This window comes from Amycolatopsis acididurans, from assembly GCF_012328925.1.
GTDB lineage: Bacteria > Actinomycetota > Actinomycetes > Mycobacteriales > Pseudonocardiaceae > Amycolatopsis_E > Amycolatopsis_E acididurans.
In genome coordinates, this window is record NZ_JAAXLS010000015.1 from 1 (window position 1) to 23,802 (window position 23,802).

19 protein-coding genes are annotated in these 23,802 nt (G+C 70.1%); 11 read left to right on the forward strand and 8 right to left on the reverse strand.

The features are described 5' to 3' along the window. Both HFP15_RS21400 and HFP15_RS21405 read left to right on the forward strand, forming a co-directional pair. On the forward strand, positions 1–1,840 hold a 1,840-nt coding region (locus tag HFP15_RS21400; RefSeq protein ID WP_168518412.1), incomplete at its 5' end, for a transketolase-like TK C-terminal-containing protein. Positions 1,841–2,054: 214 nt separating this feature from the next. Beyond that, a complete protein-coding gene (locus HFP15_RS21405; RefSeq protein WP_168518414.1) occupies positions 2,055–2,780 on the forward strand; it encodes a hypothetical protein in 726 nt (241 codons plus the stop codon). On the opposite strand, the gene HFP15_RS21410 is transcribed toward HFP15_RS21405, so the two are convergent. Continuing rightward, positions 2,707–3,681 carry an ankyrin repeat domain-containing protein gene (locus HFP15_RS21410; protein ID WP_168518416.1) on the reverse strand — a complete coding sequence of 325 codons (975 nt, stop codon included), beginning with the start codon at positions 3,679–3,681 and terminating at the stop codon, positions 2,707–2,709. The two genes, HFP15_RS21405 and HFP15_RS21410, sit on opposite strands and share 74 nt — an antisense overlap. 113 nt (positions 3,682–3,794) lie before the next feature. Further along, the gene (locus HFP15_RS21415) at positions 3,795–4,355 is read right to left on the reverse strand and encodes a hypothetical protein (protein WP_168518418.1); all 561 of its coding nucleotides are present in this window, start codon (positions 4,353–4,355) and stop codon (positions 3,795–3,797) included. Between the two features lie 263 nt (positions 4,356–4,618). Here HFP15_RS21415 and HFP15_RS21420 point away from each other — a divergent pair, with 263 nt between their 5' ends. The 8 genes from HFP15_RS21420 (at position 4,619) to HFP15_RS21455 (ending at position 15,188) form a co-directional block, all read left to right on the forward strand. Next, positions 4,619–5,773 carry an acyl-CoA dehydrogenase family protein gene (locus tag HFP15_RS21420; protein WP_168518420.1) on the forward strand — a complete coding sequence of 385 codons (1,155 nt, stop codon included), beginning with the start codon at positions 4,619–4,621 and terminating at the stop codon, positions 5,771–5,773. Positions 5,774–5,798: 25 nt separating this feature from the next. Further along, the gene (locus HFP15_RS21425; protein WP_168518422.1) at positions 5,799–7,400 is read left to right on the forward strand and encodes an acyl-CoA carboxylase subunit beta; all 1,602 of its coding nucleotides are present in this window, start codon (positions 5,799–5,801) and stop codon (positions 7,398–7,400) included. A gap of 12 nt (positions 7,401–7,412) precedes the next feature. Beyond that, positions 7,413–9,428: an acetyl/propionyl/methylcrotonyl-CoA carboxylase subunit alpha gene (locus tag HFP15_RS21430; protein ID WP_168518424.1), complete on the forward strand. Its 2,016-nt coding sequence runs from the start codon at positions 7,413–7,415 to the stop codon at positions 9,426–9,428. After that, positions 9,428–10,189 (forward strand): enoyl-CoA hydratase/isomerase family protein, encoded by a 762-nt coding sequence (locus HFP15_RS21435; RefSeq protein ID WP_168518426.1) that lies wholly within the window; start codon positions 9,428–9,430, stop codon positions 10,187–10,189. The genes HFP15_RS21430 and HFP15_RS21435 overlap by 1 nt, the downstream gene beginning before the upstream one ends. Before the next feature lies 1 nt (position 10,190). Further along, positions 10,191–11,003, forward strand: coding sequence for a TIGR03084 family metal-binding protein (locus HFP15_RS21440; RefSeq protein ID WP_168518428.1), 813 nt, complete (start codon positions 10,191–10,193; stop codon positions 11,001–11,003). Then, positions 11,000–12,778 carry an acyclic terpene utilization AtuA family protein gene (locus HFP15_RS21445; protein ID WP_168518429.1) on the forward strand — a complete coding sequence of 593 codons (1,779 nt, stop codon included), beginning with the start codon at positions 11,000–11,002 and terminating at the stop codon, positions 12,776–12,778. Before HFP15_RS21440 ends, HFP15_RS21445 begins: the two co-directional genes overlap by 4 nt. 5 nt (positions 12,779–12,783) lie before the next feature. Next, complete coding sequence (locus HFP15_RS21450; protein WP_168518431.1) at positions 12,784–13,440, forward strand: TetR/AcrR family transcriptional regulator; 657 nt, start codon at positions 12,784–12,786, stop codon at positions 13,438–13,440. 74 nt (positions 13,441–13,514) lie between these two features. Continuing rightward, positions 13,515–15,188 (forward strand): AMP-binding protein, encoded by a 1,674-nt coding sequence (locus tag HFP15_RS21455; RefSeq protein WP_168518434.1) that lies wholly within the window; start codon positions 13,515–13,517, stop codon positions 15,186–15,188. Between the two features lie 15 nt (positions 15,189–15,203). On the opposite strand, the gene HFP15_RS21460 is transcribed toward HFP15_RS21455, so the two are convergent. From HFP15_RS21460 to HFP15_RS21485, 6 genes are all read right to left on the reverse strand, one after another. Further along, on the reverse strand, positions 15,204–15,845 hold the full coding sequence (locus HFP15_RS21460) for a TetR/AcrR family transcriptional regulator (protein WP_168518436.1): 642 nt from the start codon (positions 15,843–15,845) through the stop codon (positions 15,204–15,206). Positions 15,846–15,961: 116 nt separating this feature from the next. After that, positions 15,962–17,245 carry an alpha/beta hydrolase gene (locus tag HFP15_RS21465; protein ID WP_168518438.1) on the reverse strand — a complete coding sequence of 428 codons (1,284 nt, stop codon included), beginning with the start codon at positions 17,243–17,245 and terminating at the stop codon, positions 15,962–15,964. Between the two features lie 365 nt (positions 17,246–17,610). Then, positions 17,611–18,651, reverse strand: coding sequence for a PucR family transcriptional regulator (locus HFP15_RS21470; protein WP_168518440.1), 1,041 nt, complete (start codon positions 18,649–18,651; stop codon positions 17,611–17,613). A gap of 43 nt (positions 18,652–18,694) precedes the next feature. After that, on the reverse strand, positions 18,695–19,705 hold the full coding sequence (locus tag HFP15_RS21475; RefSeq protein ID WP_168518442.1) for an alpha/beta hydrolase: 1,011 nt from the start codon (positions 19,703–19,705) through the stop codon (positions 18,695–18,697). A 142-nt stretch (positions 19,706–19,847) separates the two neighbouring features. Beyond that, positions 19,848–20,651, reverse strand: coding sequence for an SDR family NAD(P)-dependent oxidoreductase (locus tag HFP15_RS21480; RefSeq protein WP_168518444.1), 804 nt, complete (start codon positions 20,649–20,651; stop codon positions 19,848–19,850). A 280-nt stretch (positions 20,652–20,931) separates the two neighbouring features. Further along, entirely contained in the window at positions 20,932–22,602 is a 1,671-nt protein-coding gene (locus HFP15_RS21485; protein ID WP_168518446.1) for an AMP-binding protein, read from the reverse strand. 339 nt (positions 22,603–22,941) lie between these two features. Here HFP15_RS21485 and HFP15_RS21490 point away from each other — a divergent pair, with 339 nt between their 5' ends. Next, the gene (locus tag HFP15_RS21490; protein ID WP_168518448.1) at positions 22,942–23,793 is read left to right on the forward strand and encodes a PaaX family transcriptional regulator; all 852 of its coding nucleotides are present in this window, start codon (positions 22,942–22,944) and stop codon (positions 23,791–23,793) included. Positions 23,794–23,802: the final 9 nt, after the last annotated feature.

The following is a 23,802-nucleotide window of genomic DNA, read 5'->3' on the forward strand; positions in this document are numbered from 1 at the left end:
GCAGTACTCGCTGGTGGGGGATGCGGAGTTGGATGAGGGGGCGGTGTGGGAGGCGATCATGGATCCGATGGTCGCCGAGCTGGGGGAGGTGGTGTGGATTGTTGATTTGAACCGGCAGAGCCTGGATCGGGTGGTGCCGAACATCGGGGCGCCGCGGCTGGCGGGGATGTTCGGTGCGGCGGGCTGGCAGGTGCTGACGGTGAAGTACGGGCGGTTGCTGGAGGAGTTGTTCGCCCGGCCGGGCGGGGACGCGCTGCGGCGGCGGATCGATGAGATGTCCAATCCGGAGTATCAGCGGTTGCTGCGCTGTACGCCGGCGCAGTTGCGGGAGCGGTTGCCGGACTCGCCGGAGCTGGCCCGGCTGGTGTCCACTGTAGATGATGACAGTCTGTATGCGGCGATGCGTAATCTCGGCGGGCACGACCTGCGGGCGGTGGGTGATGCGTTCGCGCGGATCGACGACACCCGCCCCACGGTGATTTTCGCCTATACCGTGAAGGGTTTCGGGCTGGCCAGTGAGGGGCATCCGCAGAACCATTCGTCGCTGCTGACCGCCGGCCAGTTCGCCGAGCTGGCGGCGCGTTGTGGCATGTCGGTGGAGGCGCCGTGGCAGCGGTTCGGCGCGGATACCCCGGCGGGCAGGTTGTGTGCGGCCACGGCGGAGCGCCTGCGCCGGGAGGCGGTGGCGCCCGCGGTGGTGCCGCCGTTGCCGGTGGACATCGGCCGTACCCCGTCGGGTAGGGCGACGACGCAGGCGGCGCTGGGCCGGGCGTTGCTCGATCTGACGCGGGAGGCGCCGGAGGTGGCGCGGCGGGTGGTCACACTGTGCCCGGACGTGTCCAGCTCGACGAATCTTGGTGGGTGGGTGAACAAGGTCGGCGTGTGGTCGCCGGACGAGCGCCGGGACTGGTTCGACGACGATCCGGAGACGATCCTGCACTGGCGGGAAAAACCGAACGGGCAGCACATCGAGCTGGGGATCGCCGAGGGCAACCTGGTCGGGGCGCTGGGTGAGCTGGGTGCCACGTGGAGCAGGTGGGGGCAGCCGTTGCTGCCGATCGGGGTGCTCTACGACCCGTTCGTGGAGCGTGCGCTGGAACCGTGGTCGTTCGGGATCTACGCGGGTGGACAGTCCATTTTGGTGGGTACGCCGTCCGGGGTGTCGCTGGCGCCGGAGGGTGGGGCGCATCAGTCGATCACCACCCCGTCGGTGGGGCTGGAGCAGCCGGGCTGTATCACCTACGAGCCGGCGTTCGCGATCGATGTCGAGTGGACCCTGCTGGCGTCGCTGGCCCGGCTGGGCCGCCCGGACGGGACCAGCGCCTATCTGCGGCTCTCGACCCGGCCGGTGGACCAGGTTCTGGCCGGGGTGCCCGCCGACCCGGCCGCGCGGGAGCGGCGCCGCAAGCAGGTCGTCGCGGGCGCGTATCCGCTGCGCCGGTCGGCGGGAGATCCGGCGGTGACGATCGCCGCGATGGGCGCGATGGTGCCCGAAGCGCTCGCCGCCGCCGACCGGCTGGAGTCACTGGGCACCGCGGTCGACGTCGTCGTCGTGACCAGCCCCGGCTTGCTGTTCCAGGCCGTCCAGGCCCGCGCGGGCCACGGCCCGGCCCAGACGTGGGTGCTGGAGGCCGCGTTCCCGGCCCGGCGCGCCGCGCCGCTGGTCACCCTGCTCGACGGGCACCCGCACACGCTGGCCTTCCTCGCCGGGATCAACCAGGTGCGCGCCACACACCTCGGCGTGACCCGCTTCGGCCAGTCCGGCGACCTCGACAGCATCTACCACTACCACGGCATCGACACCGACGCGGTCGTCGCCGCCGCACTCGACCTGCTCTAGGAGCGATCGGACGGAGGGCCGGTTGCTGTTCTCGCGTTGACTGCGTAATTCGCGCCGACCCCGGTTCCGGAAACGGCGTTGTGACTTCAGGTGATCGTGGCGCGGACTTGGAATTTGCCTTATAGCCGAACGTCTTCGGTCGCTTGAACGCGGGTCCCGTGCCCGTCGAACTTCCTCCCGTCTTGGTAGCGTTTCTCGCTTTTCGTCGTCCTTGATGGGAGTTTTCATGTTTGCGCGTAGATGTGGTGTGTTTGTTGCCGCGGTCGCGGTGGGAGTCGGATGCGCGGCCTGTGGCGGTTCGCCGGCGGCGGGCCAGGCCCCGGCGAGCGCCGCGGCCGCGGCGTTGACCGCGGACCAGGTTGGGGCGGCGGTGATGGCGGCCGCGCATGGCGCGTCGGCGGTGCATGTGCGCGGGACGGTCAAGGACGGATCGACCACGATGAAGATCGACGTGCAGCTGAACAAGGACAGCGCCGCCGGCACGATCATCCAAGGGGACACCACGATCCCGGTGCGGCGGGTGGGTTCGGTGTACTACGCGCAGATGACCGATGGCGTGATCACGATGGCGGGTTTGTCGCCGAAGACGATGCCCGGACCGTTGATGCGGGACAAGTGGGTGTCCTCGCAGTCGAAGCTGGGCGCGGATCTGGTGGAGGGGAGCAAATCGTTCCTCAGCTATGACGAGTTCGTCGCGAACACGGCGGGCCAGATCCGGACGGCGTCGCTGACGGCCGCGGGCAGCGACACCGTGAATGGTGTGCCGGTGCTGGTGTTCCGCCAGTCCGATGGTTCCACCGCGGATGTCACGACGGCGGCTCCGCACTATCTGGTCCGGATGGCCGACGACACCGGCGGGTTCGATTTCAGCGGCTGGGATCAGCAGGTGGCGGTCGCGGCGCCCTCGGCCGGGGAACTGTATTCCGGGCCGGGTGCGTAAACCTCAGCCTGCCGGTGTGCGCTTCGAGCAGGGCGGCCATCTCCCGATTGCCGTGGTAGCGCGCGGCGCCGAGGGCGGTGGCGCCGAACAGTGGTTCGGTGAACCGGAGATCGGGATTCTTGCCGAGCAGGAACCGGGCGACCGCGCGGCGGTCGTGTGCGGCCGCCCAGATCAGCGCGTACTCGACGGCCCGTTGCGGGGCCAGCCGCGGGCCCCGGGCGCCCATCCGTTCCGGCGGCGTGATGCCGTCCTCGATGTAGCGCCGGACCTGGTCGAGTTCGCCCAGAGCCGCGGCGAAGCACAGGTTGTCGACGCGGGCGCCGGATCGGGCGAGTGCTTCGGCGGCGGCCGTGTGCCCGGACGTGATGGCGGTCCACAGTGGCCGGCCGTCCTCGTCGATCCCGTCCGGGCCGGCGCCACCGCGGCAGAGTTCCTCGACCAGCGCCGCGTCCACCCCGGCGGCCGCCGGGCCCGCGGAGGAGACCAGCAGGCACAACGTCGTCATGCCGCCTCCGTAGCTGGCGCAGGTGGCATCCGGGTCCGCGCCTCGCGCGAGCAGCAGCCGCAGGACCTCGACGGCGTTGGCCGGCGACCGCTGCTGCCGTTCGACCTCGACACCGTTGGCCGCCACGTAGTGCAGCAACGTCTGCCGGTGCGGGAAAGGCGAGGGGGCCGTGATCAGCGCGGGGTGCGCGTCGAGCAGCCGGCGCAGCGTGCCGAGGTCTCCCGCGTGAACGGCGTCCGCGGCGGCCTCGAACCGTGTGTCGACCGGCTCGTTGCCGTGGGCCAGCGCGTCCGCCCAGTCCGCGTACCAGTGATCCCGGGCGATGGCCAGCTTCGCCGCATCGCCGTCGAGACGGTCGGCGGGCACCCCGGCAAAACGGAGCACGTCCTCGGCCATCCGGTCGCCATGGGCGGCGGCGGCACGCAACAGCCCGGCGCGCAGGGCGATCCACCGCTGGACCGGAACCTCGGTTTCCGCGACCTCGGGGGTCAGAGAATCCGACGCGCTGGTCAGAATGGCTCCCCGGGACGGGCCTCCGCGGCGCGATCCAGCGCACTCTGCTCACGATCGGCCCACGCCGCCATCCGGTCCTCGCGCGCGCGGTCACGATCCCGCCGTGCCGCGTCACGATCGGTCGCGGCCGCGGCACGATCCCGCGACTCCGACCGCCACTGATCGGCGATGCGGTTGATGACCTCCCACAGTTCCCGGCGCTCAGCGCGCGCTTGCACCCGGTCGGCGGCCGCGGCCGAACGGTCGGCTCGCGCGCGGTCCCACAGTTCGGCGAGCTCCTTGGCGCCCAGCCCGTCCGCCTCCGCGGCCCGCTCCCGCCGGGCGGCGGCCTCGTCGCGCCGGGCCGCGGCATCGTCACGCTGTTCCGCCCGCGCGATCGCGCCGCGCACCGCCAGGTAGTCCGAGGACGTGTCGGCCCCGCGAGCCCGGGCGATCTGGTCCCGGTCACACGCGGTGTCGTCCCGGACCGTGGCCTTGGCATCACGCTGGGCCGCGGCGTCGTCCCGTGTCAACGCGTCCCAGTCCCGCTGGTCACCGCGCCCCGAGCGCCTGCTCATGACCTCCATCGTCGCACCTTTCCGCCCGGTTACACACCACCGGCGGGAAGGGAATCCACGGCGAAGCCTCGAGCAAGGTCGACCACTTGGACCGCCTGAGTTATCCGCGATTCACATACCTCATGGAAGCGCAAGGCGCGGTTCGGCGATTCTTCCGCCATAGGCGGGCATTTTCTCGGGCGACACCCTTGCCATCTGGCTCTTAGTGAATCATGATGCACTAAGAGTCGAGTCCGGCGATGTCGGCCGGTGAAGGAGTCGATGTGGACTTTCGGGAGTCGTCGGAGCACAGGGACCTCCGGGACACGGTGCGGGCCATCGCCGCCAAGTTCGGGCCGGAGTACTACGTCCCGCGGGCCGAGGCCGGTGAGCCGACCTCGGAACTGTGGGCGGAGCTGGGCCGCAACGGTTTCCTGGGGATCAACCTGCCGGAGGCCTACGGCGGAGGCGGCGCGGGGCTGGCCGAGCTGGCGATGGTGTGCGAGGAGACCGCCGCGGCCGGTTGTCCGCTGCTGTTGCTGCTGGTGTCGGCGGCGATCTCGGGGGAGATGATCTCCGACTTCGGCACCGAGGAGCAGAAGCGCTACTGGCTGCCGCGCATGGCCTCCGGCGAGTCGAAGGTGGTCTTCGGCATCACCGAGCCGGATGCGGGCTCGAACACCCACCGGCTCTCCACGGTGGCCGAACGGGATGGTGGTGACTTCGTGATCAACGGCACGAAGCACTACATCTCCGGGGTCGACGAGGCCGAGGCCATCCTGCTGGTCACCCGCTCCGGCCGCGACGAAGCCACCGGGCGCGGGCGCCTGTCGCTGTTCATCGTGCCCACCGGCACCCCCGGCCTGGTGGCCACGCCGTTGCCGGTCTCGGCCAAGCTGCCGGAGAAGCAGTTCGTCCTGCACTTCGACGATCTGCGGGTGCCGGCGAGCGCGCTCGTGGGCGAGGAGGGCAACGGGTTCCAGCAGGTCTTCCACGGCCTCAACCCGGAGCGCATCACCGGCGCCGCGGTGTGCGTCGGCGTCGCCCGGCACGTGCTGGCGCAGGCCGCGGACTACGCGTCCACCCGATCGGTATGGGATACCCCGATCGGTGCCCACCAGGGCGTGGCGCACCCGCTGGCGAAGGCCAAGATCGAGGCCGACCTCGCCGCGTTGATGACGGCGAAGGCGGCGTGGCTGCACGATGCCGACCTGCCCGCGGGCGAAGCGTCCAATGTGGCCAAGTACGCCGCGGCGGAAGCGGCCGGTGCGGCGGTCGAGGCGGCCATCCAGGCGCACGGCGGCAACGGCCTGGCAACGGAGTACGGCCTGCTGCCCTACTGGGGGATCTCGCGGCTGTTGCGGATCGCCCCGGTGAGCCGAGAGATGGTGCTCAACTTCGTCGCCCAGCACAGCCTCGGGCTGCCGCGCTCCTACTGATTCCGGAAGAACGGACCATCGCGTCATGACGACTGTCCTGCGCTCCGCGCTGAGTACGGCGGACGAGACATTCCAGACCAACTACCGGCACCAGAAGCAGGTGCTGGCCGAGCTCGACGAACAGATCCAGGCCGCCATCGCCGGCGGCGGGCCGCGGTACCAGCAACGGCACCGCGACCGCGGGCGTCTGCTCGTGCGGGAGCGGATCGAGCTGCTGCTCGACCGGGACGCGTCGTTTCTCGAGCTGTCGACGCTGGCCGCGTGGGGCACCCAGTTCCCGGTCGGCGCCTCGGTCGTGACCGGCATCGGCGTCGTGTCCGGTGTCGAGTGCGTGCTCATCGCGCACGATCCGACCGTCCGCGGCGGCGCGATGAACCCGTACTCGCTGAAGAAGACGTTGCGCGCCTTGGAGATCGCGCGCGTCAACCGGCTGCCGGTGATCAACCTCGTCGAGTCCGGCGGCGCCGACCTGCCGACGCAGTCGGAGCTGTTCGTGCACGCGGGCAAGATCTTCCACGACCTCACCGAACTGTCCTCGATGGCGATCCCCACGATCGCGCTCGTGTTCGGCAACTCCACGGCCGGCGGCGCGTACGTCCCGGGCATGTGCGACTACGCGGTGATGGTCGAGCGGCAGGCGAAGGTGTTCCTGGGCGGCCCGCCGCTGGTGAAGATGGCGACCGGCGAGGAAGCCGACGACGAGGAGCTGGGCGGCGCGTCCATGCACGCCAGGATTTCCGGGCTGTGCGACCACTTCGCCGTCGACGAGCGCGACTGCATCCGCATCGGGCGGCAGATCGTCTCGGAGCTCAACTGGCACAAGCTCGGCCCGGGGCCGACGCTTCCGGCCGACGAGCCCCGCTACGACCCGGACGAGCTGCTGGGCATCGCGCCCTCGGACATCAAGGTGCCGTTCGACCCGCGCGAGGTGATCGCCCGCGTGGTCGACGGGTCCCGTTTCGGCGAGTACAAACCGTTGTGGGGCACCAGCCTGGTGACCGGCTGGGCCTCGGTGCACGGCTATCCGGTGGGCATACTCGCCAACGCTCGCGGCGTGTTGTTCAGCGAGGAGGCCAAGAAGGCCAGCGAGTTCATCCAGCTCGCCAACCAGACCGACACCCCGCTGCTGTTCCTGCAGAACACCACGGGCTACATGGTCGGCAAGGACTACGAGCAGGGCGGGATCATCAAGGACGGTTCCAAGATGATCAACTCCGTCGCCAACAGCAAGGTCCCGCACATCACGGTCAACCTGGCCGCCTCGTTCGGTGCCGGCAACTACGGCATGTCGGGGCGGGCCTACGACCCGCGGCTGATGTTTGCCTGGGCCGGGTCGCGGCTCGCGGTGATGGGCGCCGCGCAGCTGGCGGGCGTGATGTCGATCGTGGCCAAGCAGTCGGCGGCGGGCTCCGGGCGCGAGTTCGACGCCGAGGCCGACGAGCGCAACCGCGCGGCGATCGAGCAGCAGATCGACAAGGAGTCGCACGCCTTCTTCGTCACCGCGCGCCTGTACGACGACGGGCTCATCGACCCGCGCGACACCCGCACCGTGCTCGGCATCGCCTTGTCCGCCGCGCACTCCAACATCGTCGCCGGCCAGCGTGGCTACGGCGTCTTCCGGATGTGAGGACCACCTGACATGACCACACAGACCACTGTGGACCGTCGCCCGATCCGGAAGCTGCTGGTCGCCAACCGCGGCGAGATCGCCGAACGGGTCATCCGCTCCGCGCGGGCGCTGGACATCGCGACGGTCGCGGTGCATTCCGATCCCGACGCGGACGCGCTGTTCGTCGCGGCGGCCGACGAAGCCGTGCTCCTGCCCGGCGCCACCTCGGCCGAGACCTATCTGCGCGCCGACCTGATCATCGAGGCCGCGCTCGCCACCGGAGCCGACGCGATCCACCCCGGCTACGGGTTCCTGTCCGAGAACGCCGGCTTCGCCCGCGACTGTGCCGAGGCCGGACTGGTCTTCGTGGGCCCGCCGGTCGAGGCGATCGAGGCCATGGGCTCGAAGATCGCCGCGAAGGAGCTCATGGCCAAGGCCGGAGTCCCCGTTCTTCCCGGCGCCACGATCGACGACGCCGACGAGGTCGACGCACACGCGGTCACCGCGATGGCCGACGACATCGGATATCCGTTGCTGGTCAAGGCGGCCTTCGGCGGCGGCGGCCGCGGGATGCGGATCGTCCGGGATGCCGGCGAGGTCGTCGAGGCCGTGACCGGTGCCCGCCGCGAGGCGGCGTCGGCGTTCGGCAACGGGACCGTGTTCCTCGAGCGGTACGTGGAGAACCCGCGCCACGTCGAGGTGCAGATCTTCGGCGACACCCACGGCACCGTCGTGCACCTCTTCGAACGCGAATGCTCCATCCAGCGCCGCTACCAGAAGATCATCGAGGAAGCGCCGTCGCCCGCCGTGGACGACGCCTTGCGCGAGCAGCTCGGCGAAGCGGCCGTCGCCGCGGGCGCCGCCATCGGCTACACCGGCGCGGGCACCGTCGAGTTCGTCATGGCACCCAACGGTGAGTTCTTCTTCCTGGAGGTCAACACCCGCCTGCAGGTCGAGCACCCGGTCACCGAGGAGATCACCGGCCTGGACCTCGTCGCCTTGCAGCTGCAGGTGGCCGAAGGTGAGCCGCTACCGGTCGAGGTGCGGGAGGCCCGGATCACCGGGCACGCCGTGGAGGCCCGGCTCTACGCCGAAGATCCCGCCGCCGACTACCTGCCGGGCAGCGGAACCCTGCACCGCTTCCGCATCCCGGAATTGCCCGGGGTGCGGGTGGACACCGGCGTGCGGGACGGCTCGGTCATCGGCACCCACTACGACCCGATGCTCGCCAAGGTCATCGCCTACGGCAGGACACGCGGCGCGGCCGTGCGCAAGCTGGCGAGGGCGCTGGCGGAGGCGCAGATCCACGGGCTGGTGACCAACCGCGACCTGCTCGTGGCGATCCTGCGGGAGGCGGAGTTCTGCGCCGGCGCGACCGACACCGGCTACCTCACCCGGCACGATCCCGCCACGCTGGCCCGGACGCCCGGCGAGCGCACGCTGTCGGTGCACGCGCTGGCCGCCGCGATCGCGGGGCAGTCGGGGCGCCGCGCCGGGGCGCGCGTGCAGCGAGCCGTGCCCACGGGGTGGCGCAACGTCGCGAGCGCGCCGCAGCAGGCCGAATACCGCGCCGGTGACGCCCACATCTACCTGACCTACCGCTTCACCCGGGACGGGCTGCGGGCGCACGTCAACGACGAACCGCTCACCGGTGTCGAGGTCATCGCCGCGCGCAGCGACCTCGTGGATCTGCGTGTCGGCGGGGTGCGGCGGACCGTGCACGTGCACGCCGTCGGGGACACCGTCTACTGCGACAGCGTGCTCGGCGGTACCACGTTCGTCGAGCAGCCGCGCTTGCCCGAGCCGGGCACCGACGTGGCGCCGGGCTCACTGCTCGCACCGATGCCGGGCACCGTGGTGCGCGTCGTGGCCGAGCAGGGCCGTCAGGTCGATGCCGGAGCCGTGATCGTCGTGTTCGAGGCGATGAAGATGGAACATTCCGTGCGCGCGCCGGTTCCCGGGATCGTCGCCGCACTGTCTGTCCAAGTAGGACAAACGGTCGAGTCCGGTGAGGTCGTCGCCGTCATCGCCGAGGAGGAAGCCTGATGAGCACCGTGCGCTACGAGGTGACGGGCGGCGTCGCCTGGTTGACCATCGACCGGCCCGAAGCGCGCAACGCGTTGAGCGAAGACGTCCGGAAAGGACTGTTCGACGGAGTGCGCCGGTTCAACGCCGACGATGAGGCCAAGGTGCTCGTCCTGACCGGCGAGGGGGAGAAGGCGTTCTGTGCCGGCGGGGATCTCAAGGAGATGAACGCCACCGCGCTGCGGGTTCCGCCGCCGGACTTCCTGCCGCAGCTGGGGCGCAACATCGACGTCCCGAAGCCCACGATCGCCGCGGTGAACGGGATCGCTTACGGCGGCGGGTTCTTGCTCGCCCAGCAATGCGACCTCGTCGTCGCGGCCGAGCACGCGCGCTTCGCGGTCTCCGAGGTGAAGATCGGCCGCGGCTCACCCTGGGCGGCGCCGCTGTCGTGGCTCGTGCCGCCGCGCGTCGCGATGGAGATCCTGCTCACCGGTGACCCGATCAGCGCGGCACGAGCCCAGCAGTACGGGCTGGTCAACGAGGTGGTCCCGGGCCCGGAACTGCGGCAGCGCACGCAGCGGCTCGCCGAGCGCATCGCGGCCAACGCGCCACTGTCGGTGCTCGCCGCCAAGCGCACCGCGTACCTGTCCGCGAGCCACTCGCGGGCGGAGGCCTACGACCGCGCCGAGGAGATCTGGGAACCGGTCTACCTGTCCGAGGACGCGCAGGAAGGCCCGCTGGCCTTCAAGGAGAAGCGCGCACCGGTCTGGCAGGGGCGCTGACATGGCCGGGTCGATGCACGCGGTGCTCGACGATCTCGTCGCCGAGACCGAGGTCGTCCAGAATCTGGTGGCGGGTCTCGACGACGCGGGGATCTCCGCGCCGACCCCGGCGCAGGGGTGGAGCATCCGGGACCAGCTCACGCACCTGGCTTATTTCGACGAGACCGCGACGCAGGCCGCCGTCGACCCCGAGGTGTTCCGGCGTGACTCGACGGCACTGATGGCGGCCGGAATGGATTTCCCCGACCGGGTCGCGGCCGAGTACTCGGCACTGCCCGCGCACGAGGTACGCGCGTGGCTCGCGCGGGCGCGGGCCGAGTTCGTGGCCGTGTTCCGCGAGCTCGAGCCCAAGACACGACTGCCGTGGTACGGGCCGGACATGAGCGCGCTCTCGTCGGTCACCGCGCGGCTGATGGAGACCTGGGCGCACGGTCAGGACATCGCCGACGCGCTGGGCCGTGACCGCGAGCCCACCGACCGGCTGCGGCACATCGCCCACCTCGGCGTGCGGACGACCGGTTTCTCCTTCGTGCTCAACGGAAAACCGGCGCCGACGGCGCCCATCCGCGTCGAGCTCGACGCACCGTCGGGCGCGCGATGGGAGTGGGGCCCGGCGGACGCGGCGGACCGCGTCACCGGACCGGCACTGGACTTCTGCCTCGCGGTCACCCAGCGCAGGCACGCCGACGACACCGCACTCGCCATCACGGGTCCCGTCGCGGCCGAGTGGATCTCACTCGCGCAGACCTTCGCCGGGGCCCCCGGCACCGGCCGCGTCCCCGGATTCGCAACCAGGCAAGGAGCAACGCGATGACGACGCACCCCACCCGCGCCGTGCGGATCGGCAACTGCTCGGGGTTCTACGGTGACCGCATCTCCGCCGCCTGGGAGATGGTCGACGGCGGTCCGATCGACGTGCTGACCGGCGATTACCTCGCCGAGCTCACCATGCTGATCCTGTGGAAGGCCAGGCAGAAGGACCCGTCGGCGGGCTATGCCAAGACGTTTCTGACCCAGGCCGAGCACGTGCTGGGCACGTGTCTGGACCGCGGCATCCGGATCGTGTCCAACGCGGGCGGCCTGAACCCGGCCGGGCTCGCCACCGAACTGCACACGCTGGCCGGCCGGCTCGGCCTGCACCCGCGCATCGCGCACGTCGACGGGGACGACCTCGTCGACCGGCTGGACGAGTTGCAGGCCGCGGGACACCCGCTGGCGCACCTGGACACGGGCGTGAAGCTGGCGGACGCCGGCGTGCGGCCGGTGTCGGCGAACGCCTATCTCGGCGCGTGGGGCATCACCGAGGCCTTGCGGGCCGACGCCGACATCGTGGTCACCGGCCGGGTCACCGACGCCTCCGTGGTCGTGGGCCCGGCGGCCTGGTGGCACGGGTGGCGCCCGCAGGACCGCGACATCCACGACAAGATCGCCGGCGCGATGGCGGCCGGGCACGTCATCGAATGCGGTCCCCAGGCCACCGGCGGGAACTACGCGTTCTTCGAGGAGGTCACCGATCGCCGGTACCCCGGTTTCCCCATCGCCGAAGTGGCGGCCGACGGCTCGTCGGTGATCACCAAGCACGAGAACACCGGCGGCCTCGTCTCGGTGGGAACCGTGACCGCGCAGCTGCTGTACGAGATCGGCGCGCCCGCCTACCTCGGCCCCGACGCCGTCGCGCACTTCGACACGCTTTCCCTTGCGCAGGAGGGTGAACACCGCGTCCGCATCAGCGGCGCCCGCGGAAGCTCGCCGACGGATCAGCTCAAGGTGGCACTCAACTACGAGGGCGGGTACCGCAACACGATGACCCTCGTGCTCACCGGAACGCGGATCGAGGAGAAGGCCGCGTGGGCGATCGAGCAGCTGGCCGGCCTGCTCGGCGGCCGCGACCGGTTCGCCGAGTTCGACGCCCAGCTCCTGCGGTTCGACCACCCCGACGCCCCCACGAACGCCGAAGCCACGGCGCACCTGCGCGTCACGGTCAAGGATCCGGACCGGCGCAAGGTGGGGCGCGCCTTTTCCAACACCACGATGGAGCTCGCGCTCGGCGGTTACCCGGGTTTTCACACCACGACTCCGCCGTCGGCGGAAAGCGCTTTCGGCGTCTACTGGCCGACCCTGGTCCCCGCCGCCGAGGTCGAGCACCGGGTCACCCTGCCCGACGGGACTGTCCACAGTGTCCCGCATGTCCGCGGGGATACCCGCGCGCCCGAGCCGGTCGCGCCGGAGCTCCCGGCGGTACCCGGCGGGCCGACGCGCCGCGTACCGCTGGGCACCGTCGCCGGAGCGCGCTCGGGGGACAAGGGCGGCAACGCCAACATCGGGGTCTGGGCCCGGACCGACGCCGAACACGCGTGGCTGCGGGAATACCTCACCACCGACCGGCTCAAACAGCTGCTGCCCGAAACCGCCGAGCTGGAGGTCCACCGGTACGAGCTGCCGAACCTGCGCGCGCTCAACTTCGTCGTCGTGGGCATCCTCGGCGACGGAGTCGCGTCGGCGACCCGGCCCGACCCGCAGGCCAAAGGCCTCGGCGAATATCTGCGCAGCAGGCTCGCCGAGATCCCGGAAAGCCTGTTGCGGACTTGATCGCCGTGGACGAGGCACGAGTGCGCCGCCGTGACCCGGCACGCAAGGAGCGGATTCTGGCCGCGTCGGCCGAGTTGATCTCGCGACACGGCTATCACGCGGTGGGACTGGCGGACATCGGTACGGCGGCCGGCATCGTGAGTACCGGGGTCTACCGGCATTTCGAGAGCAAGGCCGCGATACTGGCCGCTCTGCTGCACCGGGTCATGGACCTGCTGGGCGACACCGCGGGCACGATCGTGGGCAAGGCACCCGACGACGCCGTCGCGATCAGCGAACTCGTGCGCCACCATGTCGGCGTCGCGATCCACGAGCGCCGGATCCTGCAGGTCTACCACCTGGAGGCCCGTAGTCTGCCGCCCGAAGACCTGCGCCGGTTGCGCCGCGCCCAGCGGCACTACGTCGAGGAGTGGGTGGCCGCGCTGACCCGGCTGCGGCCCGGGCTCACCGACGGCGAGGCCAGGGTGCTGGTGCATGCGGCGATCGGCAGCATCCAGTCCATCCTCTTCCACAACTCGGGCCTGGACTCCGACCGGCTCGCCGTGGTGCTCGCCGGGGCCGCACACGCCTGCCTCGGAGTGAAACCACGCGCGCTAGTAGATAGCCATTCACTCAAAGGCAGTGGAAATCGAGCAAATAGCGATTCTCATGTGAACCATTGATTACTCGGCTCTTGCGGTGCGGCGCGTCGCGGAGGAAGCTGTCAGGCAATCAGGCGGGCGGCAAGGAGGCTGTTGTGGACCTGAACGGGAAGATCGACGTCACGACGTTGCGCGGGCGTCGCGCGGTGAACCGGTGGGAGCGGACGTCGGTCGGCGACGTGTTCGAGCGGCTCACGTGGAGCTACCCGGACAAGGTCGCGATCACCGGCAGGCCCGGCGCCTACGGTGAGGACCGGTTCGCCTCGGTGACCTACCGGCAGGCCGATGAGATCGCGAATCGGCTCGCGCACGCGCTCGCCGCCCGCGGCCTCGAACCTGGCGCGCGCGTGATCTTGTTCTGCGAGAACTCGGTCGAGGCGTACCTCGCCAAGATCGGCATCGCGAAGGCGGGGATGGTCGCGATGCCGGTCAATCCCTCGCTGGCCCCCGATGTGCAGGAATACCTGGTGCGCCAGGCGGAGCCGGGCGCCGCGATCGTGGACGCCGAACTGTGGCCGCGCGCCGAAAAGGCTTTCGCGGCGACAGGACTGCCGGTCGCCGCGACGATCACCATCGGCGGCGGGCCGGTGGCGGGCAGCCCGTCCTTCGGGGAGTTCCTCGCCGGGCAGCCCACCACGGAACCCGAGGTCGAGATCCACGGGGACGACATCTGGCAGCTGCTGTACACCTCGGGGACCACCGCGATGCCCAAGGGCGTCATGACCTCGCACTACGCCAGCCACTTCGCGGCGCTCAACTTCACCGTCTCGCTGACCCGCGGTGTCCGGCTGGAGACCGACCTCAAGGTCATGACCTTCCTGCCGATGATCTACCACGTCGGCGACCAGATCTTCACCTTCTCCGCCTTCCTCGCCGGGGGCTCGCTCGTGCTGGGCCGCCGGCCGGCGCCTGCGGATGTCGCCGCCGCGGTCGCCGAAGAACGCCCGACCGCCTTGTGGGCGGGCTCGCCGCAGTTCGTCGCGGCACTGACCGCGGCAGCCGAAGCCGAGGGCCGGGACCTGTCGAGCCTGACCGTGCTCGTCTACGGCTGGGGCGCGCTCGAACCGGAGGTTTACCAGACGCTGCAACGCAAAGCGCCGGGCCTGGTCGCCCTGGGCATCTTCGGGCAGACCGAGGCGATCGCGTGCCACCGGTTCTGGCCCGCGAAGTGGCCCGAGGTCTACGAGCGCACCGCGCCCGCGGTGAACTATGTGGGCGTCCCGAGCCCGCTGCTGGCGTCGGACGTGGTCGACGAGACCGGGGAGTCCTTGAGGGACAAGCCGCAGACGCCGGGTGAAGCGGTTTACCGCAGCCCGGTCGTCACGGCGGGCTACTACCTCAACGAAGCCGCGACGCGGGAAGCGTTCCGGGGTGGCTGGTTCCACTCGGGCGACAGTGCCTCCGTGGACGCGGACGGTCTGCGCGTCATGGTCGACCGGTTCAAGGACATCGTGAAGTCCGGTGGCGAGAACGTCTCCAGTCTCCGCGTGGAATCCGTGCTGCACCGCCATCCCGCCGTCGAGAAGGCAGCGGTGATCGGTCTGCCGCACGAACACTGGGGGGAGGCGGTCACCGCGGTGGTCGTCCTGCGCCCCGGCGCCGAGGCCGACGAAGAAGCGATCATCGCGCATTGCCGTGCCGCGCTCGGCGGCTACGAGACACCCAAGGCGGTCGTCATCACCGATTCGTTGCCCGAAACCGTCGGCGGCAAGATCCTCAAGTACAAACTGCGCCGGCAGCACGCGGAGCTGTTCCGCAGCCGCGCCTGAACCAAGTGGACCGGCTCAGGCTCCTTGTTCGCCCTGGCACTGCGCGGGCGAAGCGACGACGGACACCGACGGGGCCGCGTCGACGCCGAGGCAGGCGTGCGCGGCCCTTGCCAGCAGCTCGGCCAGCTCGGCCTCGGGAAGGCCCGAGTTGAAGAACAGGATCGACTGGATGCTGCCGATCGCGGCGTGGACCAGCACGCGCACCTCGCCGTCGGCCAGCCCCGGGCGCAACGGCGCCACGGCGGCGACCCAGTCCTCGATGTAGTGCCGCTGGGCACGGCGCAGCTTGCGCAGGTCCTTGTCCGGGAGGTTACGCGCCTCACGGTGGTAGACCTGCAAAATGCGGCGGTCGTGGATGGCCACCCGCACGTGGTTGCGCACCAGGTCGCTGACCGCACCGCGATCGTCGGCGGCGTCCTCCACGATCGAGGATGCCGCCGCGGTGAGGCGATCCATCACCTGCTCCAGCAGCTCCGCCAGGATCGCGGACTTGCTGTCGAAGTGCCGGTAGATGCCCGAGCCCACGATGCCCGCCGCCCGGCCGATGTCGGCCATGCCCACGGTGTGGTAGCCGTTGCGTGAGATCAGCTCGGCCGCCGCGCGCAGAATGCGTGCCTTGCGTTCAGGATCACGTCGAGGCCGCCGCGCCTCCGCCACCGGTACCTCCCTCGCCAATTCGCCGGCCTCGATGCTACCCCGAGCCCGTGAACCACTGTTCTCGTGGAAGGGGGCGGTGGTGCGGCCCCGTGCGCCGCACGGGGCCGCACCACGGCTCAGCTCCCGGCGATGACGCCTTCCGGGAAGGTGCCCACGAGAGTGTCGGTCAGGTTCCCGATGGTGGACAGGGCCTGCGCCATGCCCGGGATCGGGTCCTGGTTGTCGCCGAGCCCCGGCACCACGTTGCTCGCCTGTTGCAGTAGCGCGATGGCAGGCACGACAGCCTGCATCACGGTGGCGTTGACGGCTTCCGCGGCGGGGCTGGGCGCCGGGTTCGGCGGCGCGGGCACCGGTGCGGCCGCACCAGGCGCCGTGTTCTTCAGCGCATCGCCCGCTCCGACGTACTTGTCGGCGAAGTCGAGCATGTCCGCGTTGCTCTGCGGAGCGCTCCTCTCCAGCTGCAGGTCGTGGGCGGTGTTCGGGACCACGTCGGCGACGACGGTCGCGTGGGGGCCGTAGAAGGGCCGTTCGAAGTCGGCGAGGGTCTGGGAGTTCGTGCAGCTGGGGCCGAGGAGACCGCAGATGAACGGGTCGTGCTGTCCGACGACGGTGTAGACGGGGATGTTCAGCGTGCGGTCGACGTTCAGCACGTTGTAGCCCGCGAGGGTCGCCAGTTCGACGACGTTGCCCGTCTCCTTCAGCTGTTCGTCCTTGGCGACGACGCCCGCGTCGGTCGCCGAGGGGTTGTCGAGGTAGAACCCGCCGCGGGTGCCGGGGTAGCTGGTGAGATAGGCGGGATCGAGGCCGGCGGAGGAGAACTTGGGGTCGAGCGCGGCCGGGTAGTCGTCGGCGATGATCTTGGTGAGGACGTTGACGTAGTTGATCGAGTGCGCGATCCCGGTGGGCATGATGGCGTCGACGTCCTTGTACAGGCCCGCTTCGGTCATCGTGACGATGCCGCCGAGGCTGTGGCCGACCTCGATCACCTTGCCGAACGGGGTGCCGAGATCACCGCCGCGCAGCGCGGTGATGACCTGGTGCACGGTGCTGACGTCGGCGTAGAAGTTGTCGAAGGCGCTCAGGGGATGGGTGGACCGGCCGTCACCGAGGCGGTCGATGTCCAGGGTGGCGTAACCGCGCTTGTTCGCCGCCCGCACGTACGAGTAGGTGTCCTGCTCGTAGGGCATGTCCCAGTAGTACCGGGCGTAGGACCAGCCGTGCACGAGCAGCTGGACGGTGGTGGCGCCGGGCGGAGTGCACAGCGTGCCCGTGATGGTCGACGCCTGTCCCGCCGCCGTGACGGGCACGGCGACGTTCCTGCACTCGGTCGCGGGGGTGCTCGTCGCGGAAGCAGCCGGGACGGCGGCGCCGAGCGCGAGCAGGACGCTACCGGTGAGCACGGCCGCGCGTCGCCTCGGGCGCCGATGTTGTGAACGCCGATTCTTGGTAAAAGTCATGCCGACCTCGTTGTCATCATGAATTAGGGGGCTGTGTAAGCGCTCTCAATCGCCAGGCTGACGCCTGGTCGATGCCGCGCCTCGACAGCAGTGAACCGCAATTCACTCGGCAGCAAAGTAACACACTGCGGAGCAACGTGTGTTCCCCTAACCAGGGGAGTCCCGTGGGGCCGGTCCATTGTGGAGGTGCACCGCGGCACCGCCCGTACGGACCGCCGTCGGGCCGGGCAGTCGCTCGTGATCCGGTTGCCCACGGCGAGGTGAGCAGGCTCCGCTTCAGATTTCGCGAATCGGCCCGTTGCCTAGCGTCAAGCCGGATCGCCCGTCACCGTCGGGTCGAGCGGTGCGCGGTGGAGCCGGCGGAGCGTGAGGGCGAGGTGGAGGCGGAAGCGGCCGGGGGTGTCGCCGAGGGACCAGCCCAGCAGGTGCTCGGCGTGGGTGAGGCGTTCCTGCAACGTCGAGTGGTGCACGTGCAGTGCCGTGGCGGCGGCGCGCAGGCTGGTGGCGCCGGCGAGCGTGTCGAGGGTGGTGAGCATCCACGGCGCGGTCTGGCTCGCCGTTTCGACGGCGATGACGTCGGCGATCTTGGGCGTGTCCGGGCCGACGGTGCGGGCGAGCACGATGAGCCCGCCCGCGTCCTCGGCGTGGACGATGCGGGGCCCGGGATCGGCGGGGGTGCCCTCGGCGGTCAGGCGCAGTGCGAGCCGGGCGGCTTCCCAGGAAGCGGGTAGTTCCTCGACCGGGACGGCGGGCCCGATTCCGGCGCGGGCGCCGTCGGGTATCGCGTGGCTGTGCCCGGCCGACGACGTGCCGGACGCGGGCTCGACGCGCGCGTCGCCGCCGGCCAGCGCGACGGCGCGGGAGTGCTTGTCGAGCCCGAGCCGTCGTGCGGCGGCCGACCGGGCCCCCGCCGGCGCGGCGGGGTCGAGGAGGACCTCCACGGACGCGGGGTCGTGACCACTGTTGGGGCCGCGGCCGTATACGCGCTCGAGGACGGCCGCGGCCGCGGATGCAGCTCGTTCCACGATCATGTCGTCGACGGGGCGTGCCGGCCCTGCTCGTTCCAGCCAGAGCACGGCGTTGCCCGGCCCCACGGGCGCGCTGGGCCACGCGGGGTCGGGGTCGTCGTCGGAGAGGCTGCCGCCGCGTCCCGTGCGATCGATCCGGACGCGGATCCCGCGGTCGTTGTCGACCAGTGCGGCGGCACCGGCACTGAGCACGGCGGCGCCGCGGACGATCGCCTGAACCCCGGCACCGTGGGAGAGGAGGTCGTCGAAGTAGGAGATGACGCGCAGCGCCGCACCGGCTTGCGGGTCCAGTGCGTCCAGGCGAACGGTCAGGTCCTTCATCGGCAACACCTCGTGACGGCGCATCAGCCGGCTTTCGCCTGCCTCAGTTCGACAATAGCCTGCGCAGCCACGGCAGACGGGCCGCCGCGGAGTCGTGTGAGAGCGTCGCCTGGGGCGCCAGCCCTTCGAATCCGTGGAAGCCGCCGGGCCACACGTGCAGTTCGGCTCGTCCACCGGTCTGCCAGATGCGACTGGCGTAGGTGACGGCTTCGTCGCGGAAGGTCTCGGCGGAACCGACGTCGATGAACGCGGGCGGCAGCCCCGAGAGGTCGGTCGCGCGGGCCGGGGCGGCGTAGGGGGAGACGTCGCCGGTGCCGCGTGCCGGTCCCAGCAGCGCCGTCCACCCGCCGCCGTTGGAGGCCTGGTCCCAGACGCCGATGCCGCGCATCTGCCGCGCCGAAGGGGTGTCGTTGCGGTCGTCGAGCATCGGGCACATCAGGATCTGGCCGATCAGGGCGGGGCCGCCGCGGTCGCGGGCGAGCAGGGCCAGCGCCGCGGCCAGGCCGCCACCGGCGCTCGCGCCCGCCACGAGGATCCGGCCGGGGTCGGCACCGAGTTCGCCGGCGTGCGCGGCGGTCCAGACGAGTCCGGCGTAGCAGTCCTCGACCGGTCCGGGGTGCGGGGTTTCCGGTGCCAGCCGGTATTCCACCGAGACGACGGTCGCGCCTGCCTCCTGCGCCAGATCGAGCATCGCCGGCACACCCTGCCGGTTGTCGCCGATCACCATGCCGCCGCCGTGCGTGTGGTAGATGACCGGGGTGGCGCCGGTAGCGCCGGCCGGGCGGCAGATCAGCAGCGTGATGTCGGGGGCGCCCTCGGGGCCGGGCACGGCGCGTTCCTCGACCAGGAAGGCTCCGTCCCTGGACAGTTCTTCGTCCGCTACGCGTGCCATGCCCGTGGGGTCCTGGCGAACCATCGCGATGTTCGCCGGGTCGCCGAACAGGTCGGGCGGCAGTTGCTCGTTGATGATCCGCAGGGCGGGCACGAGTTCGGGGTCGAACGGCGGCGGGGGACCGACCGGGGCGCTGGAGCTGTCGGGAACGGAGATGGTCATCATCGACTCCTCGGGGGTTGAGGTGTGCTCGCCATCTTCGTCGCGGTGGTCGGCCGCGGGCCCCTCCGGATGGCGGCCATTGCCCGCCATCCGGCGGGGTGCGACCGTCCGCCGGCTCGCGGCCGATGACGAACCGCCCCCGCTAGGCGACCGAGATCCCGCCGTTGACGCTGACGACCTGCCCGGTGATGAGCCGGGCCAGGGGAGAGGCGAGGAACAGCGTGAGGTTGGCCAGATCCTCGGGTTCGGTGAGGCCGAGATGGGCCTGGCCGGTGATCCGCTCGAAGATCTTCTTGCTGAACGGCTGCGACATGGCCCGGTCGTAGGAGCCGGTGTTGGCGATCAGTGACGGCGTGATCGCGTTGACCCGCACGCCATAGCGTTTGGCCTCGAGCGCGAGGGTGCGCGAGAAGGTCACGATGGCCGCCATCGCCGCGCCGAGACAGGTTTCGCCAGGGGTCGGCACCTTCGCCGCGTCGGAGGCGATGTTGATGATCGATCCGGATCCCTGCTCACGCAGGAACGGCAGCACCGCCCTGCTCATCAGCAGCGGTCCCAGCGCCTGCTGGGTGAGGATGTTGCGAACGTCGTCGACCGGGATCTCGTGCAGGGGCGTCGGCTGGTAGGGCGCGACGACGGAATTGACCAGGATGTCGATTCCGCCCAGACGTCGGTGGGTCTCGGCGGCGGCTTCGGCGGCCGACGCCGGATCGTTGGCGTCGGCCGGCAAGAACTCCGCGCGCGCATCTGTGACAGTACCGAGAACTTCGTCCACGGCGCGCTTACCGCGTTCTTCGTTGCGGCCGAGCAGCATGAGCCTGCGGCAGCCCGCCAGCGCGAACGCGACAGCCGTCGCCAAGCCGACTCCGGAAGTACCGCCCGCGATGAGCACTCCGCTGCCGGAGAAGTCGAATCCCTCGGCGGCATTCGGGATGGAGTCGGTCATTGTCGCGCACGTCCTCTCTGGTCGGCCCGCGAAGTGGCGGGACGGATTCAGCGTAAGACTTCATATGACGCTAGACAAGACTCAGTATCAAGTTATGTCTAGTATCACGTCGCTCTAGCTGCGGTCGCCGGCTGACGTGCGACACCTCGGGGAACACGACCCGGAGACATCGCGACGACTTCGGCACCGCGATCGCCGCGTATCCGGCCGGCCGGTCGACGTTCACGCCGTGCACCGAACCGGACAGCGAGGCCTGCTGGTGTTCGGCACCGTGGATCGATCAGGGCAGGCCGGCAGCCGATGCCGGCTGCGCGGTGCCGCCCGACGTGCGCACCGCGTCGAAGCGGAGCGTGCCCTGCTCGAAACGTTCGTGCAGCACGAACTTCTGGATCTTGCCGCTCGGCGTCGCCGGCATCTGGTCGACGAAGGCCCAGTAGACCGGTGTCTTGTGGGGCGCGATCTGCGAGCGCAGGTAGTCGGTCAGTTCCCGCAGCGAGGGACGGTCGGCGCCCTCCCGTACGGTCACGACCGCGCCGATCTGTTCGCCCCACGTGGCATCGGGCACGCCGATCACGGCGGCGTACTCGATCGCGGGGTGATCGCCGAGCGCGGCCTCGATCTCGGCGGGATAGATGTTCAGCCCGCCCCGGATGATCATGTCCTTCATCCGGCCGCGGATGGTGACGAATCCGCGCTCGTCCATCGACCCGAGGTCGCCCAGGTGCAGCCACCCGTCGGCGTCGATCGTCGCGCTGGTCTCGTCCTCCTGCCCGAAATACCCGAGCATGTTCTGGTAGCCGCGGCAACAGATCTCGCCGGTCTCGTGCAGCGCGACCGGCTCTCCCGTGACCTGGTCTGCGATCTTGACCTCCAGTTGTGGCAGCGGCTGGCCGACCGTCTCCGCCTGGTCCTCGGGCGAATCGGTCACCCTGGTCTGGCAGATGACGCCATGCGTCTCCGTCTGTCCGAAAAGGATGCTGAACTGGCAGTTCAGCAGTTCTTGTGTCCTGCGCACCAGCGAGGCGGGCACCGAGGCCGCACCGCTGAGGATCGTCTGGACGCTGGAGAGGTCGCGCTGGGCGCGATCGGGGTGGTCGAGCATCGCGATCAGCATCGTGGGGACGACGAGGGTGTGCGTGCCGCGGTAGGTTTCCAGTGCTTCCAGCAGTAACCCGGGGTCGAAGCCGGGCAGGATCACGAAAGTGCCGCGTTTGGCCCAGGCCCCGAACGACGTGACGGCACCGCCTCCGATGTGGTACATCGGCATCGCGTTGACGTAGACGCCGCCGTCGCTCATCCCGGCGCGTTCGGCGACATGCCTTGCCTCGTTGAGCAATCCTTTGTGGTGCAGCATCGCGCCCTTGGGAAAGCCGGTGGTTCCCGACGTGTACTGGATCTGGACGACGTCCTCGGCCCCCACAGCGGGAAGTTCCCGGTCCGGGTCCGCGCTGCCGAGGAACTCGTCCCATTCGTCGAAGGTCACGATTTCCCGGAGCTCGGATGTCTCGTGGCGGATATCGTCGAGCATGCCCCGCATGTCGAAGCCGCGGTGGTTGTCAGGGCAGAACAGCCCGGTGGCTCCGGACTGGCGGAGCACGAAGCTCATTTCCCTTGCCCGGTAGGCGGGGTTGAGTGCGACCAGCACCATTCCGGCCATGGCGATGCCATGTTGCAGGATGATCCATTTCGCGCTGTTCGGTGCCCAGATGGCGATGCGGTCACCCGGTGCGAACCTGGCCAGCAACGCACGGGCGACGCACTCGGCGTCCGCCACGAACTCGGCGTAGGTCCAGCTCTCCCGGGGGCCGGCGTCCGGTACGCAGTCGACGAGTGCCACCCGGTCCGGCACTGTCGCGGCCGCGTGCCGGAGCGCCTCGCACACCGTGGTGTCGTGCACGTCTCCCGGCTCGGCGGGCCAGTACGACGTCTCCAGGGCCCGGACGGTGGCCATCTCGCTACTCCTTTGTATCGATGTGACTCGGGTCACCGAAGTGTACATATTCGGTCGTACCCTGCCAATGGTCTGGCCAACATTTGTGTGACGACATTGTGGCTTGTGTTGCATGGGTTGTAAAGTGATCGTTCTGACCGCAATAGTGAATGTGCCGCTTTCTAGCCTTAGCCGGTGAAGTCGTGCGGTCGTCTTCGGTGTGTTGTCTGTCTACAACACCGCGTCTCCGGTGAGGTTGCACGTAGAATGCGGACGGTGATGCCCGATGTCGGGGAACGGCGTCGATAGGCTGCCGATGGGCCGGGAGCCGACCCGCAGACAGATCCTCAGGAGGCCAGCATGCCGACGCCCGCGGCGGTCGAGACGCCAGGCGAGTCCGCCGACGCCGCATTGGCCAACGCCAGTGCGCGGTCGCTGCTGATCACCATTCTCGGTGAGCTGGTGTGGCCTGCCGGGCAGCCGGTGTGGACGTCCACCCTGGTGCACATCTTCCAGGGACTGGGCATCGAGGCGCAGACGGCCCGGCAGGCGATAGCCCGTGCGTCGGCGTCGGGGTGGATCACGCCGGAGCGTCAGGGGCGCGAGGTGCGCTGGACGCTCACGGACAAGCTGGTCCACATCTTCGAGACCGGCTCCCGCCGCGTGTACTCGCTCAGCGATCCGTTCACCAGCTGGGACGGCACCTGGCTGGCGTTGTGGGTGATCATTCCCCAGACGCTCCGCCGCACCCGCAGGCCGCTCTATGCCGGTCTCACCTGGGCCGGCTTCGGCAACCCGGCGCCAGGGCTGTGGATGACGCCCCACGTCGAGCGGTCCGGCGAGGTTGGGCGCCTGCTCGAACAGCTGGAGCTCACGGAGCACACCTTCGCTCTCACCGGCAACGTGGACGCGGTGGGCATTCCGCAGGACAAGATCGTCGAGAGGGGCTGGGATCTGGCCACACTGCGGTCCCAGTACGAGACCGTGTGGACGGCGATGGACGCCATGCGCCCGGCGAACCCGCGGGAGACGCTCCTGACGCACATACGCCTGATCAGCGAATGGCAGGAGTTCCCGCGGGTCGATCCCCAGTTGCCCGAGGCCATTCTGCCGGACTGGGTCGGCAGGCGGGTGGCCCGGCGGATCGAGGCGTTGCGAGCACAGTGGGCGCCGATCGTGCGACGGCACTTCGCCGAGCTCAACACAGCCTGAACCACCCGC

Excerpts from the sequence above, each read along its gene's own strand:
- HFP15_RS21405 (WP_168518414.1), top strand. The coding sequence starts at position 2,055 with ATGGGAGTTTTCATGTTTGCGCGTAGATGTGGTGTGTTTGTTGCCGCG.
- HFP15_RS21410 (WP_168518416.1), bottom strand. The coding sequence starts at position 3,681 with ATGGCCGAGGACGTGCTCCGTTTTGCCGGGGTGCCCGCCGACCGTCTC.
- HFP15_RS21415 (WP_168518418.1), bottom strand. The coding sequence starts at position 4,355 with ATGAGCAGGCGCTCGGGGCGCGGTGACCAGCGGGACTGGGACGCGTTG.
- HFP15_RS21425 (WP_168518422.1), top strand. The coding sequence starts at position 5,799 with ATGACGACTGTCCTGCGCTCCGCGCTGAGTACGGCGGACGAGACATTC.
- HFP15_RS21430 (WP_168518424.1), top strand. The coding sequence starts at position 7,413 with ATGACCACACAGACCACTGTGGACCGTCGCCCGATCCGGAAGCTGCTG.
- HFP15_RS21435 (WP_168518426.1), top strand. The coding sequence starts at position 9,428 with ATGAGCACCGTGCGCTACGAGGTGACGGGCGGCGTCGCCTGGTTGACC.
- HFP15_RS21440 (WP_168518428.1), top strand. The coding sequence starts at position 10,191 with ATGGCCGGGTCGATGCACGCGGTGCTCGACGATCTCGTCGCCGAGACC.
- HFP15_RS21445 (WP_168518429.1), top strand. The coding sequence starts at position 11,000 with ATGACGACGCACCCCACCCGCGCCGTGCGGATCGGCAACTGCTCGGGG.
- HFP15_RS21470 (WP_168518440.1), bottom strand. The coding sequence starts at position 18,651 with ATGAAGGACCTGACCGTTCGCCTGGACGCACTGGACCCGCAAGCCGGT.
- HFP15_RS21475 (WP_168518442.1), bottom strand. The coding sequence starts at position 19,705 with ATGACCATCTCCGTTCCCGACAGCTCCAGCGCCCCGGTCGGTCCCCCG.
- HFP15_RS21480 (WP_168518444.1), bottom strand. The coding sequence starts at position 20,651 with ATGACCGACTCCATCCCGAATGCCGCCGAGGGATTCGACTTCTCCGGC.
- HFP15_RS21485 (WP_168518446.1), bottom strand. The coding sequence starts at position 22,602 with ATGGCCACCGTCCGGGCCCTGGAGACGTCGTACTGGCCCGCCGAGCCG.
- HFP15_RS21490 (WP_168518448.1), top strand. The coding sequence starts at position 22,942 with ATGCCGACGCCCGCGGCGGTCGAGACGCCAGGCGAGTCCGCCGACGCC.